Below are 14,133 nucleotides of genomic sequence, written 5' to 3' on the forward strand. Positions count from 1 at the left end.
CACGGATAAATGTTGGTAAAAGTACCGACCCGCGCCAACCGCTTCACTCAGCACTTTGCTGCTGTTGCTTTTGCGCATACGCTTCGACTTTATCTTCATAGATGCTGGCCTTGTTTTTCTTGAGAAGCTTATCGAAGTATTCATCACGCCGGTTCTGGATATAATCGCTCTTCATTTTCAAAACAAGTTTTTCCTTTACCTGATCGAAGGTTAATTTTTTTGGCGAATAACGGTTCACCAGCTTGATGATATGATAGCCAAATTGTGTCTCTACTATATCGCTGATCTCTCCCGGTTTATGCATCGCCGCTACAGCCTCGTCGAAGGGTTCAACCATTGAACCTCGTTTGAACACCCCCAATGAGCCTTTATTTTTCAGGGTCACCGTATCCTCTGAATAGACCATGACTAGATCCTCAAAGGTACTTAGTCCACTGTCGAGCTCCGCTTTCACCTTTTTGATAATCTCCAACGCCTCTTCCTTGGGGTGGTGCTTGGGCAATCTATCCGTCGTGGAGATCAGGATATGTTTTGCTTCAAATCGTTCGGGTATCGTGTAGGCTTCGGGATTCCCGTGATACTGTTCCTTGGCAGCCTGTTCAAAATCCGGAATGGGTTCGGCGTCGATCTGCTTCAAACGCTCCAAATAGAGTAGTTTTTCCCTTTGACGGCGAAGCTTGGCCTGAAACAACTCTGAATCACCGAGGCCGCTTTTTTCAGCCTCTTCGGAGAGGGCGCGAATCAGGTAGATCTGACGCAACAGTTTCAATAGCTGATTATGGTCTGCCACAACCTTGCTTCTGGCATCCTCCGGTCCACTCAATAACAGCGCATCCAGGTCCACATCCTTGACCTCAATATCTCCGCCGAACATCAAAGTCTCACCAGCCATCGCTGTGACGGGTGACAGGTAGAGAGCCACGATTAGTAACAAACAGATCCTCATTGGTTACCTCTAAACAGTCTGCATAAAGTAGGTTGGGAATTATACGGCGGCACCATCGACAACGCCATTTCTCTATAGACGATCACAACGATTATCAGTTCAAACCATGTAGATTTGTGAACATGCTCTACGAAAACCCGACAGTGATGCAATCATTAGTCAAATCGTTCTGCAAGACGTTGCAAGGCATTCATTGCGGCCAGTAATTAAATTATACGCATAAAAAAAGGCAGGCCTTTCGGCCTGCCTTTACACGTTTCGCTTACGCGATTCGTACTTGGTTACGGAGTGCGGTTGACGCTACGGATCAGGTCAACAGTCTCACCCAGCTGAGCGGGACCGACATCGCCCGCCATGGCGGAGAAGCCGATGACCGGAACACCAGTCCATACGCCAGCTGCTGCGCCGATACCACCGACGGGCTCAGTCAAAGCAATGATGCTAGGATTGGTCTCGTAGTCGTACTCGGCAGCCGCGCTGATGGTCACCCAACCAGCCTCGAAGCCACTATCCAGGTTCCAGTTGAAGACGTTGGCAGCCGGGGTACCCAGTACGGATTGGTTACCGCCCGCGGCACGGTTCACGGAGACAACATTGACCTCACGCTCCAGCGCGACGATAGTCGGCGCGTCGATCGGCACAGGCGAGAAGTCGTCAGCACCTGGAACAACCGTAGCAGTCTGCTCTTCATAGTCGTAGTAGGTCAGGCCGACTTCGACATCAGGCTCAGCATTAGCCGCATAACCCGCGTTCTCACAGATAGCGCCAGCACCGTCGTTCGGATAGTCGTTGGCAGGTGTACCCAGAGTCGGAAGTGCAACGGTAGCACCATCATCGACACCATCATTCAGCGTACCCACACAAGCAACCAGAGGACCGGCAGCGCCATCCAGGTCGTTGGTCAAGGTACCACTGTTGTAGATACCGTGCTTACGCAGCGGGAAGGTCATGACGATATCGGTCTCACCGTTGATCCCAGCCTCAACGAAGTAAGGTGCGGAGACTGCATCAGCACTGAGGATCAGCGCCAACGGCAGCGGGTTGGAACCCATGGGGATGGACGGGTTGGGTGCGATATCGTTGATGGAGCCAGTGTCATACTCAACCAGAGGTGCAACGATGGTCTTCACGCCAGCGCCGGTATTATCCAGCATGTTGGCAACCTGTACGTCACCGGAGGCCAGAGACGGCAGCAGATAGTTGGAAGCGTCATCTGACTGATAGTGCTGAGCAACAGTGGAGTAATCGTCGATATGAGTGCCCTGCTCAACGAAGGCGGCGCCTGTTGCGGTGTTGATCATGATGGAGTAGGCGTTGATACCGCCCGTAGGCTCAACCAGGCCAGCGTTCATGGTGTCCGCATATGGCGCAGCAGGACCACCAGCGTCTTGGGCAACACCTTCAGTCGTCATCGCGCCAGGCTCGAAACCATTGACCGGAGCGCCAGCAGCGCCAGCGGTCCAGGCATCACTGACCACAGAGCAGCCAGCGGGCATGCCAGTAGCGTCATGCAACAGGCCAGCCGGGATAGAACGGTCGCCGGCGACTGCATTGATGGCACCATCAGCAGTTCCGCTGGCATCGATCTCGGCTTCGTCACCACCGTCTACAGCGATACCCGCACCGTCTGCAACCACGCCCATCTCGATGATCTCGACATAACCTTCGGTCAGATCTTCGTCGGTGGTGGCGGTGTAGATGTTACGGAAGTCGACACCAGCCTGCAGCGCAGCCTTGGCAGGATAGGTACAAGTCTCGTCTTCGGTGATGATGTTGGCAACAGAACCATTCAGACGGATGGTGGCGTTCCAGACATCAAAAGGCGACATGTAGACGTTGAAGTCGAGCACGTCGGCAGAGATACGGGACTCACGGAATCTAAGCTTGACAGCCTTGTACTCGCCCGTGGTGTTGGTGATGGGTGATGTTGACGTTGGTGATAAAGTTGTTGTTTACATTGTAGTAAGGCAGCAGCGCAACTTGACCTGTTCCGTCTGTATTGACGTGAGCCGCATTGACTCCGGCAGTAGCGGTAGCCATCAGCATGGCTGCAGCGATCTTAGATTTTCTCAACACAGTTGTGTCTCCTATTACTTTTGCGTGTTAACACTAAAAAACTAACTGAGCCTGTTTATGCGGCCAGCTAAAAGCCTTGAGATCAGGCGCATGTCGAGGATTATCGACCCAAACCCAAGACCGTGCAAGGGAATGATCATTCCTTTTGTGAGGGAGGTCTCAGCAACAAGTTACCTTACACTCCTAATTCTCACGCAGGGAAGTCTAACATAAATCCTCTACCTAACAAACGCTATTCTAGCAAAAAAAACAAAAAATGTTGCAAATTTACCAAAAAAGACACTAAGTACATGATAAAAAAAGAAATATATTTTGTAGTCTGTTGTAAATAGTGACTTGATCAAATGGGATTGCGGCTTGAAAAGCACCCGAATTTTCCAATTATAGAGCAACTTTAATGATGTATGATCGACACCCTTAAAACATAAATCAATAACTCATTGATTTATAAGTTAATTGTTATGCCTGTATCAAAAATACAACAAGTTGCCGTATGTGTGGTTAATTCATCGTGGGAAGAAAACCCCAATTTCCATCCCCATCTTTTACCCACTTTTCCTTGATCTGGTTGCCTGTCTCGACAGGCCCCTTCATGAGTGGATAACGGATAACAACCCTTATATCGACCACCGCAGTACAAACTTCAGCAGACTCGCAGGATACCTCCGATACCTCAGCCGATTTCCAGATTCCCACCCCTTTCACCGTCTTCTGATAGTGGGGAAACGGCGTCACCTGGCGATAGCCAGTCGAAAGATATTCATAGGCGGACTCCACGCGCCCCTCTATCAACAACCCCCAGCGCTCCTGCGCCCTTTTCGCGACGATCTCCTGATCTGACATCGCCTCATCGAGAGGCGCCATGGCGCAGCCTCCCGATATCAGGGGGATTGCAAGCAAGGCCAACCATTTAAAGCGCTGTAGGCAAGCAACTCTCATAATCTTAGTCATAATATTCATGTCCAACTGAAGAGGGCCGATTCTACGAGACCGTATTAACGGGTTCAATCCCTCACCATCTCCTCATACTTCGCCCCAGAACATGGGCAGCGCCGGCCATTGCCACCAGCGGCCGGGATTGAGACGGATCCTGCGCTCTATATCCGCCACCAACAGGGCCATTGATTCATCGGCCGGTAATGCGCCCGCTTCATGGGCCGGCAAAAAGTCGAGGATCAATCCATGCCTGTGTTCCTCGACACAAAAAGGCTGTATCAGGGCGCCGGTCTTTTTTGCCAGTTTAATCGTACCTTCGGGAAAAAAGGCCTCGCGACCGAAAAACGGAACGCTTACCAGGCCGGCGCTCCCCTTCGCATAGGGGACATCGAGCAATATGGCGAACGGTTGTCTTCTCAGGGCCTCCAGCAAGGGCCGCATGTTAGCTGCGCCAGGCATCAGAAAGTCCCCCCGATAGCAAGCCCTCAGGCGGGAGAGTTTCAACTTGCGATATCTGTACTCGGGTCCGGCCAGGCCCCAGGTGTTCCGCTCTTCATCATCCCTGGCCAAGGCCCCTGTTGCAATACCGTAGGCCGCCGTGGTCACGCCCAGCATCCAGAATCGGCCCAGGTGGGCGCCGGCGAAGATCATCGGCCGGCCGTCCCGTCTTGCCTCCAGGACCTGCTGAAAGTTTCTGACTTCGATGGTTTTGGCCACCTGCTCCACGGTCCTCAAGTGCGGATAGCGCCAGGTGTCGAGGATCTCTCTCTGCTGCAAGCCATAGAAATAATCGGTCCACTGTCGATACTGCGCCGCAGATTCGCCTGGTATGGCCCGACTCATCTGATGGGCTATCTGCTCGGCCATCTCTTTCTGCCTTGCACACTCCCACTTGCCGTAGAGACTCGCCAGTCGATAGGCGATATAGCGTGGGAAATGGGATAATACAGGAAACAGCAGCCTGTATTTCAGCGCCAGATCCCAGTGCTCAAATGGTTGCAACATGCTTCACCGGCCCCCATTGGTGGGCCATTTTCACCAGTCCCACCTCGCTGCTTTCGTGTCGCACCTTGAACTGGCAGCAGACCGGGCGAGAATCGTAGACGTGCAATCCGCTGCGGTCGATCAACCAGGCCTCCAAGGCATAGTCACCCGACATCAACATCAGAGGATCAAAGAGTAGACGTGCACCATGGACAGTCCCGTCAATGGGCAGCAGATTGCATTGATCGATCAGGGTCGAGACACCGTAGACCTGCAAACCGTCATTGCGGATCAACACCAACCCGATATGCACGTCATCGACCGGGCGCGTCCCGATCTCCGCCCGCACATTGATCGCCAAGGCGTCCCCCTGTCGAAACAGCGGGGCGCCCTCTGCAGTATCGACACCCCCCTCGAGGGAGACTTCCTGAAGGTAGACATCGCTTACCGCATCCGTTTCTGCAGATAGCCGTTGACCCGTGGGACTGCCGCCCTGCCGGGAACGGACATAATCCTGATAGTCATCCACTACCGTGGCGGAATCGCCCTGGGCCCTGATCACACCATGATCCAGCCAGATCGCCTGCTCGCACAACTCTTTCACCTGATAGAGATTATGTGAACAAAACACCAAGGTGCGTTTTTCGTCGCGAAACCCCATCATTCGGTCCATGCTCTTCTTCTGGAACAGCGCATCACCGACCGACAGGGCCTCGTCCACAATCAGCACATCGGGCTCGATCGAGGTCACCACCGAAAAGGCAAGTCTCACAAACATCCCGGACGAGTAGGATTTGACCGGCCGCATGATGGCGTCACCCAGCTCGGAAAAAGCGATGATATCGGGTATGCGGGTCTTGGTTTCAACTGCACCGAGGCCGAGCATCGAACAGGCCAGACGAATATTCTCCAAGCCGGAGAATTCCGGATGGAATCCCGATCCCAGTTCCAGGATCGCAGACTTTCGCCCTTCTATGTGCAGGGTGCCGGATGAGGGTTGCAAGGTGCCCGCCAACAGTTTGAGCAGTGTCGACTTGCCGGCCCCGTTGTCGCCAATGACACCGAACGTCGCACCTTTCTCGATAGTCAGATCGATTGGAGTCAGGGCCTTGATCTCAGTATGAAAGGGCCTCTTCAACAACCACTCTTTGAAGAGGTCCACGGGCTTTGCATACTGTCGATAGTTTTTCGACAACTGTTGGGCTTGAATCGCGATCACAGAAAGTCCTTGGCGCGATGCTGAAGACGCATGAACAGGGCTCCGATCAGGAGAGTCAGGAGCAAACTTGCTATCGCCAATACTGCCAGATCTGAAACAGGCCACTGGTTTTCCAGAATTACGGCACGGTAGGACTGAACCAACCAAGTGATCGGATTGGCTTCAATTATGGAGCGATATTCCTCAGGGACCATCTCCAATGGATAGATGATCGGCGTGGTGAAAAATAGCGCGGTCAACAACATGGGTAACAATTGACCCAGATCTTTGATAACCACGGACAGGAGCGCCACCAAAGGCGCCAGCGCAAAAGTCAGCAACAGTCTCAAGGCCACCAGCAGAGGCAACAACACCAACGTAACCCCCGGAACATATCCCATCAACCAGGCAGCAACAATCAAAATCAAAAGACCTGTCACCTCCTGTACCAGGGTACCCATCGTCGCCACCGCAGGAAAGACCGCTGGCGGCATTTGAGTTTTAAGCAGCAAGTCACGGTTTTCCATCAAGCTGCCGCCGGCCCGCAGCAAGCCATCCTGAAACGCGCTGAATGGTATCAGGGCCGCAAACAGATAGAGGGCGAAATCGCCGGTGTCTCCACCGGGCCGAAAACTGACCTTGAGAATTCCCGAGAAGACAAAGCTGTATACAAGCAACAGAAACAGTGGCTGCGCCAATAGCCAAAGCGGGCCCAGCAAGGTGCCTTTCAGCCTCAGCAGGGTATCGCGTCGCACCATCAAGATCAGACTCTGACGATGGCGAAAGAGATCTAGATAAAGCTTGAACAATCGTCTTAAACTTCCAGCAGGATGGGTTGGGAGTGCATCATACAACAGTTGATTCTCAATGCCGAATCGTATCGCCACCTGGTTCGCTTAACAGGTGATGTTCGTGGTAACGTCTATACCGAAGGAGCCACAACATCAGCCGTGACAAGGACGGGCTTCTATCCGATCGAGATTGTACCCTGCCACGATTTTATGAGGGCAAAGTTGAGCGGACTTTTATCTATCGTGCGTCCACATGTGACGACGTCAATATCCATTCTGGCGCTGTTGGCGATAACCTTTCTTGCCAATCAAAGCGCACTTTCCGCATTCTGGCGATTCGACGACGGCTGGCTTCTCGATTACGCCAGTCGCTTTTCACCTTCAGACTACTTCCTCAATCCGGCAATCACACGGGGTTATTCGTTAAACAACCTCACACCGTTCAACCCTTTCATATATGACATGAACCTCTGGTTGTTCGGTGTTTCACCCCGGGGATTCTATGTCCAACACCTGCTGGTAATGGCCGGATGCGCGATCACCACGTTTCTGTTGCTCCGCATCTGGCTCGCCCCACGCTTCGCACTCGCGGGCAGCGTTCTTTTTCTGGTCGGGGCTCCGTCATTGATCGTTTCTCAACAGCTGATGGTTGGCCACTATCTTGCCGGACTGATGTTCAGCATCCTTTCAGTACACACTTATGTACGCAGTATCGAGAGAGAGAGTTGGCGGCTTGCCCTGACCGCATTGCTGTTCTATATATTGGCCACCGCCTGCAAAGAGATCTATGTTCCACTGCCGCTTACCTTGCTTTTCATACATAAAGGCACTCCAGGCAGACGCATCATGCATGCAGCGCCAATGGTTGGCTGGATACTCTGCTATACCCTCTGGCGCTATCTCGTATTGGGCAGCTTGATCGGCGGCTATGACACCATATCCCAGGGGAACACATGGCCGGAAAAGCTGTCGCAGCTTGTTGGAATCCCCCAGCTACTGTTTGGCAGTGCACCAGTGAACATTGCCGTGATAGTGGTGGTTGGCGCGCTGGTCAGTTACACACTGTATAAAAGAAGGCTCAATCTACCGCTGACCATGGTCATTGCAGCGGCTGTTTTGCTGCCAATGGTTCCATTGCTTGAATTTCCCGGGATCACACGACCGAATCGTTATCTATTTCTGCCCTGGTGGCTGATTTCCGTCATTTGCGCGGTTGCTGTCGCCAGCCTGCCTTCATCGAAACATCCCTATCGCATGGGCATCAGCCTGTTCTTGATAGTTGGGGTGGCCATTCATGCCCACCAGGTGCGAAGCAGTGCTCAACCCGGACTTCATGCCTTTGATACCAAATACCGCCTGTTCGCTTCACAAGCACCCGATACGGTCTACTTTTCAAGCAATAAGGATGCTTATCATCAGGAGACTGTATTAAACGGTATCAGGAATGCCCTCAACCGGGTACACGGCGCCAAGCTGCAAAGAGTTGGCATACTCACGAAAAGAGAGAACCTAACCAGGCTCAACAATAGAAAGTTTTCCATTGTGCAATATGATCAATCATGTAATTGCATCAGAGAAGTTGAGAACCCATTACCTGAGAATGGGAAATCCAAATATAGTGAGCAGCCAGGGGTGCTTGAAGTGGCCCTCTCTCCACCCTATCCACCGCTGTTCGAATATGCCGCTGGAGAAATCGAACACATCAGCGTGGATGGCAGTAACCTAAACATCAAAGGTTGGACCGAACTGAGCAACGAAGATCTTGAACAGCAGTTCTTGATCGTCACGCCGGGCAGGCCGGAACAGACACACAGAATAAACTCATGCAGAGGTATAGCTTCGATCTACGCTTGGGTTATCGCGGTGAGACAACGGCAGAACTGTCCCGATCGGGGATCTGCCTGCTGACGAGATCCATGCTGACGCCCGTCAGATTGATACGCGATGCCAACCATCACGGCTGTAACGGATTTCTGAGTTCCCATCGATGAGTTACTCCTCCTTGCGAAATCTCGTCGAAAAAGCTGTCTCGTTACAGTTTTCACGCTATTTACTGGTTGGCATCCTTGCCTGGATCATTGATTTCATGGTCTTCGTTTTGAGCCATGCCGCGATCGGTGTCGTATGGGCGCAGACAGCGGCAAGAATCAGCGGCGCTGTTACCGCTTTTGTGGGTCATAAGGTATTTGTTTACAACAACAGAGACTTTACTCGACGCCAGTTAGGCAAACAGGCATTCGGCTATCTACTGCTTTGGGTATTCTCATACTTGCTGAGTGTCGGTTGTATCATTCTGTTTACAGACAAACTGGGGCTCGATCCCATCCCGGCAAAACTGGTCACTGAAATTATCCTGATCGGCATCAATTACATTACAATGAAGCGGCTGATTTTTCTTTCATGAGCTGGAGAGGCCCATGCTTATCTCACTGATTGTTCCCATCCACAATGAGCAGGACGGACTCGCGCGTTTCTGGCAGGCTGTCTCGACAACGCTGGAACAATCCGGCTATGCGTTTGAAGTGGTCATGGTGGATGACGGATCCACGGATGAGTCATGGCAGTTGATATCTGAATTGACCAGCGCAGGCCAATCGTCGATCGATGTTACGGCAATTCGTTTAAGTCGAAATTCGGTAAGGAGGCCGCTATTCTGGCCGGCCTACGCCGGGCTGGCGGCAGCGCAGCCATCGTTATTGATGCCGACCTGCAACACCCGCCGAAGCTGATACCAAGCATGCTGGATATATGGGACAAGGGAAAAACCCCGATAGTGGAAGGCGTGAAACGCAAGCGCCAGCATGAGTCAACCTTAAAACGCGTCGGAGCCACCCTTTATTACCGTATTTTCAAGCTCTCGAGCGGACTTGATATGCAGGGTGCAAGCGATTTCAAATTGCTCGACCGGCGTGTTATTGACCACTATATCAATCTGCCGGAAACCACTCGTTATTTCCGTGGCCTGACTGCATGGATGGGATTCGATTCCGCCGCCATCGAGTTTGAACCGCCAAACAGAGAGGTGGGGATGAGCGGATGGAGCATCCGTAACCTGTTGGCGCTGGCCAGAACAACCATTATCAGCTTTTCATCACTCCCACTCAGAATCGTCACATGGCTTGGTGTGATTGGACTGATCTTCAGTCTGGGCTTGACTATCCAGACCCTGTGGTACAAATGGATGGGGTACGCCGAAGAGGGATTCCCAACCGTCATTCTGCTAATTCTCGGTATGGGCAGTATGATCCTCTTCGGTCTTGGTTTAATCGGAGAATATATCGGAGAAATATATCGTGAAGTGAAAAGGAGGCCTTCATATATCGTGTCCGATATACGCTCTACCTCTGACCGCGGCGGAAATCCCGGTAGCGAACAGCCAACCGATACTCAACTGGCATCATCGCGTGATGAAGATTACGAATAAGCGTCACGCATTGAACTTCATACGACGATACCGATCTCAGTCCTAGTTTTGATAAGATCAAAAAATAACCGAATTGAACCATTTCATGACACTCAGGAAATATTGTAACGATGAGACGTTTAAACATTACTTTATTGATTACAGTACTATGCTGTCCCCTACCCCTCTTTGCCGGTGAACTTGCTTCCGATAAACAGCAGTACAGTTATACCGTTGGCGTTCAGATCGGCAAGATGCTACGAGCCCAGCAGACTGGCGAACTTGACATGGAGACATTTCTCCAGGCCGTTGAGGACTCTTTGCATAACAGAAAATTGAAGCTCGACGCGAATCAGATGCGTGCCGCCATGAAAAAACATTATGCAAACATAGAGGCGCAACGCGCTAAATCCGCAACGGAAAACAGCGCCCATGGCACCGCCTATCGTGAACAAAACGGTAAACGCAAAAACGTCGTGACCCTGAAAAGCGGATTACAGTATGAGGTGATGGAAGCCGGCAACGGCGCATCACCACAGACCGGTGATGCGGTAGAGGTGCACTACCATGGCACCCTTATCGACGGATCGGTCTTCGATAGTTCCCGCCAACGGGGAAAACCGGCTAGATTCGGCCTGGACAAGGTAGTACCCGGTTTCAGGGAGGCCCTGCTTCTGATGAAACCCGGGGCGAAATGGAAAATTGTCATCCCACCCGAGTTGGCTTATGGTGAACGGGGGGCGGGCAAGAAAATCGGGCCCAACGAGACGATAATCTTCGAGCTTGAACTCATCAAGGTGGCGGCAAAGCCAAAATCCACTAAACAGTGAGGCGTTGTCGCAGGATTGACCCGCTTACTCCTGTTGTGAATTCAGACGCTCTTCCACGTGTTTTTTCATATTCAGTAAATCTACTGTGGAGAGCGTCTGGATAGGCTTCATACCACTCAATCGAATGGATGTCAGATAGATGGGATATCGCTCGTCACTGTCGCGAATACCGTGAATATATTCAAATGTTGCAGCATAAAGATCAGCGCCATACTCCAGACGGGTAAACTCCTTGTCGCCACAAATCAGGGAAACCGGTTCTCTCCTGGTCATACTGGAATCGCCGATCATGGTTAGCTCCAGATAGTCATCGCCATCCACCAAGGGTACACGCCGCTGTTCAGTGTAATACAGCCCATCCCTGTCTATGGAGAGTTGATGAAATTCCGGCTCGAGCAACAGATCGCTTGGCGTATCCAGTACAAGATTACGCAGCTGCTGCAGGCTGTTGAGGAAACGACGCTGCTGTCGCATAAGAAATCGAGGACTGTCTACCGCGATAGTCTGCTGAAACAGGGCTCCCTGCTCATCAAGGATATAGATTTCAGCATGCTTTTTCTGGATTCTGAAGAAGAGTTGTATCACATCCGGTTTGTTTAACTTATAGAGTACCGGAAAGGGACTGTTTACGAGTATCTCAGGATCGAATTCGAGGGCACGGTAGGTCTGTTGCGGTAGTTCCAACTCGTCGATAAGACTCTCGAATGACTCCAGGCTTTGCCAGATAAATCCTGACTCAGCCTTCTTCTGCACGATAAAAAAGGCCCTTCCCATACGGAATACATAGCGACCATTACCGAATTCGTCTCCGCTGAATCGATGAATCACGTGATTGAACAACTCTGTGACTCTCAATGCAATCTGGCCACCCCTTACGCCCGAATAGCTGTAGGCGCGTATCAGAGAACGGGGAAGGTCCCGTTCGGGCTGCAGATTGAGGATGTAGCAGAGCACATCCATCAATCCCTCAGCCCCCTCGTGACGGGATACCTGCAGCTCCCCCCAGCTGGTCTGATGTATCTTTTCCAGATTCATTACCAGATTGGTACGCGACGAAGCAAAACTCAGTGGATCGTGGCGCTCACTGGTTAGTTGCATTCCCTCCCTGGTCAGATGCTCCATCGGATCAACGCCGATATTAATAAACAGCGCACTCAAGACAATCGATGCCGGCTTGGCGAGTGTTGCCATTCCCGCGGATGGGGGCATGTATTGGGGAAAGAGGCGGCTAACGCTTTTCTGCAGTGAGAGCAACTCATCACGTGGCAGTGCAGACTCACCCGCATCGTAGGTAATAAGGGTGCCATTTCCCCAAACCTGATTGACGTGGCTCCACAACAGGATCTCGATCAGATTATTTGAGATCTTTATCGGCCGATGTTCAATTGCCTCTCCCGCTTCCAGTTTACCGCGATATAACATCCATGCCGGCTCCCCATCCCTTGTCGGGCGATAGTGGAGTGAAAGATTCTCCTCGGTGAGATTTTTCGAGATACCGGGATTGATATGATCGATCTTCCCTGGCCGATGATCGAGCGCGGTATAGAGCTTACGCCCCAACAGATTGAGCTCATGGGGGTCGATGTGGCTCTCCTGGGCATACTTACGGGCGAAATCGGTCAACAATCTGTAGCTGCGCGTCAGTACCCCGACCAGTGCATTGCGTTCCTTGATGACCCTGTCTATCTTCCAATCTGACCGGGTATCCATCATCTGCAATTGTGTCTGCCCCCAGCCCCACTGTCGAGTCAGCGTCAGCATGGATCGCAAACGCCAATTATCGCTATTCCGAGAACGGCTCAGCCGTTCGCCAACCTTGAAGTAGAAGCATCGGCGTGCAAGCTCCAGACGATCGAGATCTTTGTTCTGCTTCAGATAGGCCTCGACCTGCTGATAGAGCAGAATATAGGAATCCAGTTTGTCGATATCCTTCTCACCGTCGTAAATCGCCCGTTTCGCCTGCTGCGCCAACCAAGGCGGCGAGGGATAATGGCGGCTGTAGGCCTCCATGAGAAAGATCTTCAGAATCGATTTGTAGGGTGAATCAATACCTTTATAGAGTTGCCACAGGGCTGCACCGAAGAATTCACCGGCTTGCACATGGTCAAGTCCACCCAGGTCAAAGATCTCAGCCGCCTTGACAAAGCGATTGGTGAGCAGATAGTCGGCAAATGCCTGATAGTCATCCTCTTTATCGGGTGGAACCAGCCACCATAAGGGATATCGTCCTGCGAGCAGCACCGCGCTGCGATAAAACTCTTCCAACAACAGATTATGCTGCGTAGTCCCCGTGCTCTCATGGGATAGTTTGGATTTCTCCCCCTGCCGGAAACGCGTGGGATCGATAAGAAAGATATGCAGTTCCAAATCCAGCTCCGCAGCACTCTTCTCTATCTGGGCCGCCTTTTGCTGCAGTTGCTGCCGCTGCTTTTCATTCAAGGCCGGGTCAAAGCAGAGCCATAGGTCGAAATCGCTACCCGATGATTGACCGATCGTACCCGTACTGCCCATCAGATAGAGACCATGGATGTGATACACGCGCTGCGCGCGCTTCTTAAACTCGAAACTGCGGCTCAGTTTGTTTGCCGCTTCCAGGGCCTTTCTGGAGGGACTGTAATCAGAGATGCCGGTGGGCGTTTCGCTGCTGACGAATCCGGGCAGCATAGGATGATTGATATGCAGCAGCAGTGGCAGAAGGTGCATAAACTCCTGCTGGCTTTTCCGCAACTCAACCAGGATTCGCCGCAGGCGTTCACGATGCAATCGCATGAAACGTTGGCGGACGGCATTCAGCTCCTTTCTGCTGATTCCCTCATCGAAGCTGATACGTTGCGATTCGGGCATACGCGTTACTACCGATAATGAGAAAGCTGGAGGATGTCACAGCCGAGTTTGCACGTAGAGGTCATTGTTTTCTCCAGGTCCTCTCCTGCAGCGCATATACCACCGGAAAATAGGCGAAATTTGTG

11 protein-coding genes and 1 pseudogene are annotated in these 14,133 nt (G+C 51.9%); 4 read left to right on the forward strand and 8 right to left on the reverse strand.

Annotated elements, in window-relative coordinates; genetic code table 11:
• Positions 1 to 43 precede the first annotated feature (43 nt).
• The 7 genes from CODIS_RS11640 to CODIS_RS11670 all read right to left on the reverse strand — a co-directional run bounded on the left by CODIS_RS11640 (position 44) and on the right by CODIS_RS11670 (position 7,027).
• Positions 44 to 934 carry a peptidylprolyl isomerase gene (locus tag CODIS_RS11640; RefSeq protein ID WP_162420203.1) on the reverse strand — a complete coding sequence of 297 codons (891 nt, stop codon included), beginning with the start codon at positions 932 to 934 and terminating at the stop codon, positions 44 to 46.
• Positions 935 to 1,227: 293 nt separating this feature from the next.
• Positions 1,228 to 2,796: a hypothetical protein gene (locus CODIS_RS11645; RefSeq protein WP_154723101.1), complete on the reverse strand. Its 1,569-nt coding sequence runs from the start codon at positions 2,794 to 2,796 to the stop codon at positions 1,228 to 1,230.
• Positions 2,797 to 2,824: 28 nt separating this feature from the next.
• Positions 2,825 to 3,022, reverse strand: a complete 198-nt coding sequence (locus CODIS_RS11650; protein ID WP_069124996.1) for a hypothetical protein — start codon at positions 3,020 to 3,022, stop codon at positions 2,825 to 2,827.
• Between the two features lie 501 nt (positions 3,023 to 3,523).
• Complete coding sequence (locus CODIS_RS11655; protein WP_154723102.1) at positions 3,524 to 3,973, reverse strand: hypothetical protein; 450 nt, start codon at positions 3,971 to 3,973, stop codon at positions 3,524 to 3,526.
• Between the two features lie 72 nt (positions 3,974 to 4,045).
• A complete protein-coding gene (locus CODIS_RS11660) occupies positions 4,046 to 4,963 on the reverse strand; it encodes a lysophospholipid acyltransferase family protein (RefSeq protein WP_069125002.1) in 918 nt (305 codons plus the stop codon).
• The gene (locus CODIS_RS11665) at positions 4,947 to 6,161 is read right to left on the reverse strand and encodes an ABC transporter ATP-binding protein (protein WP_069125004.1); all 1,215 of its coding nucleotides are present in this window, start codon (positions 6,159 to 6,161) and stop codon (positions 4,947 to 4,949) included. The genes CODIS_RS11660 and CODIS_RS11665 overlap by 17 nt, the downstream gene beginning before the upstream one ends.
• Positions 6,158 to 7,027: an ABC transporter permease gene (locus tag CODIS_RS11670; RefSeq protein WP_154723103.1), complete on the reverse strand. Its 870-nt coding sequence runs from the start codon at positions 7,025 to 7,027 to the stop codon at positions 6,158 to 6,160. Before CODIS_RS11670 ends, CODIS_RS11665 begins: the two co-directional genes overlap by 4 nt.
• Before the next feature lie 126 nt (positions 7,028 to 7,153).
• Between CODIS_RS11670 and CODIS_RS11675 the strand changes: the two genes are divergently transcribed.
• From CODIS_RS11675 to CODIS_RS11695, 4 genes and pseudogenes are all read left to right on the forward strand, one after another.
• The gene (locus CODIS_RS11675) at positions 7,154 to 8,839 is read left to right on the forward strand and encodes a glycosyltransferase family protein (RefSeq protein WP_154723104.1); all 1,686 of its coding nucleotides are present in this window, start codon (positions 7,154 to 7,156) and stop codon (positions 8,837 to 8,839) included.
• A 79-nt stretch (positions 8,840 to 8,918) separates the two neighbouring features.
• Positions 8,919 to 9,335: a GtrA family protein gene (locus tag CODIS_RS11680; RefSeq protein ID WP_069125012.1), complete on the forward strand. Its 417-nt coding sequence runs from the start codon at positions 8,919 to 8,921 to the stop codon at positions 9,333 to 9,335.
• A gap of 13 nt (positions 9,336 to 9,348) precedes the next feature.
• A pseudogene (locus CODIS_RS11690) lies at positions 9,349 to 10,355 on the forward strand (glycosyltransferase family 2 protein).
• 110 nt (positions 10,356 to 10,465) lie between these two features.
• Positions 10,466 to 11,164, forward strand: coding sequence for an FKBP-type peptidyl-prolyl cis-trans isomerase (locus CODIS_RS11695; RefSeq protein ID WP_083220718.1), 699 nt, complete (start codon positions 10,466 to 10,468; stop codon positions 11,162 to 11,164).
• 24 nt (positions 11,165 to 11,188) lie between these two features.
• Here CODIS_RS11695 and CODIS_RS11700 read toward each other — a convergent pair whose 3' ends face one another.
• A complete protein-coding gene (locus tag CODIS_RS11700) occupies positions 11,189 to 14,008 on the reverse strand; it encodes a class I adenylate cyclase (protein ID WP_069125025.1) in 2,820 nt (939 codons plus the stop codon).
• Positions 14,009 to 14,133: the final 125 nt, after the last annotated feature.

Source organism: Candidatus Thiodiazotropha endolucinida (genome assembly GCF_001715975.1).
In the GTDB taxonomy this organism is placed as follows: domain Bacteria; phylum Pseudomonadota; class Gammaproteobacteria; order Chromatiales; family Chromatiaceae; genus Thiodiazotropha; species Thiodiazotropha endolucinida.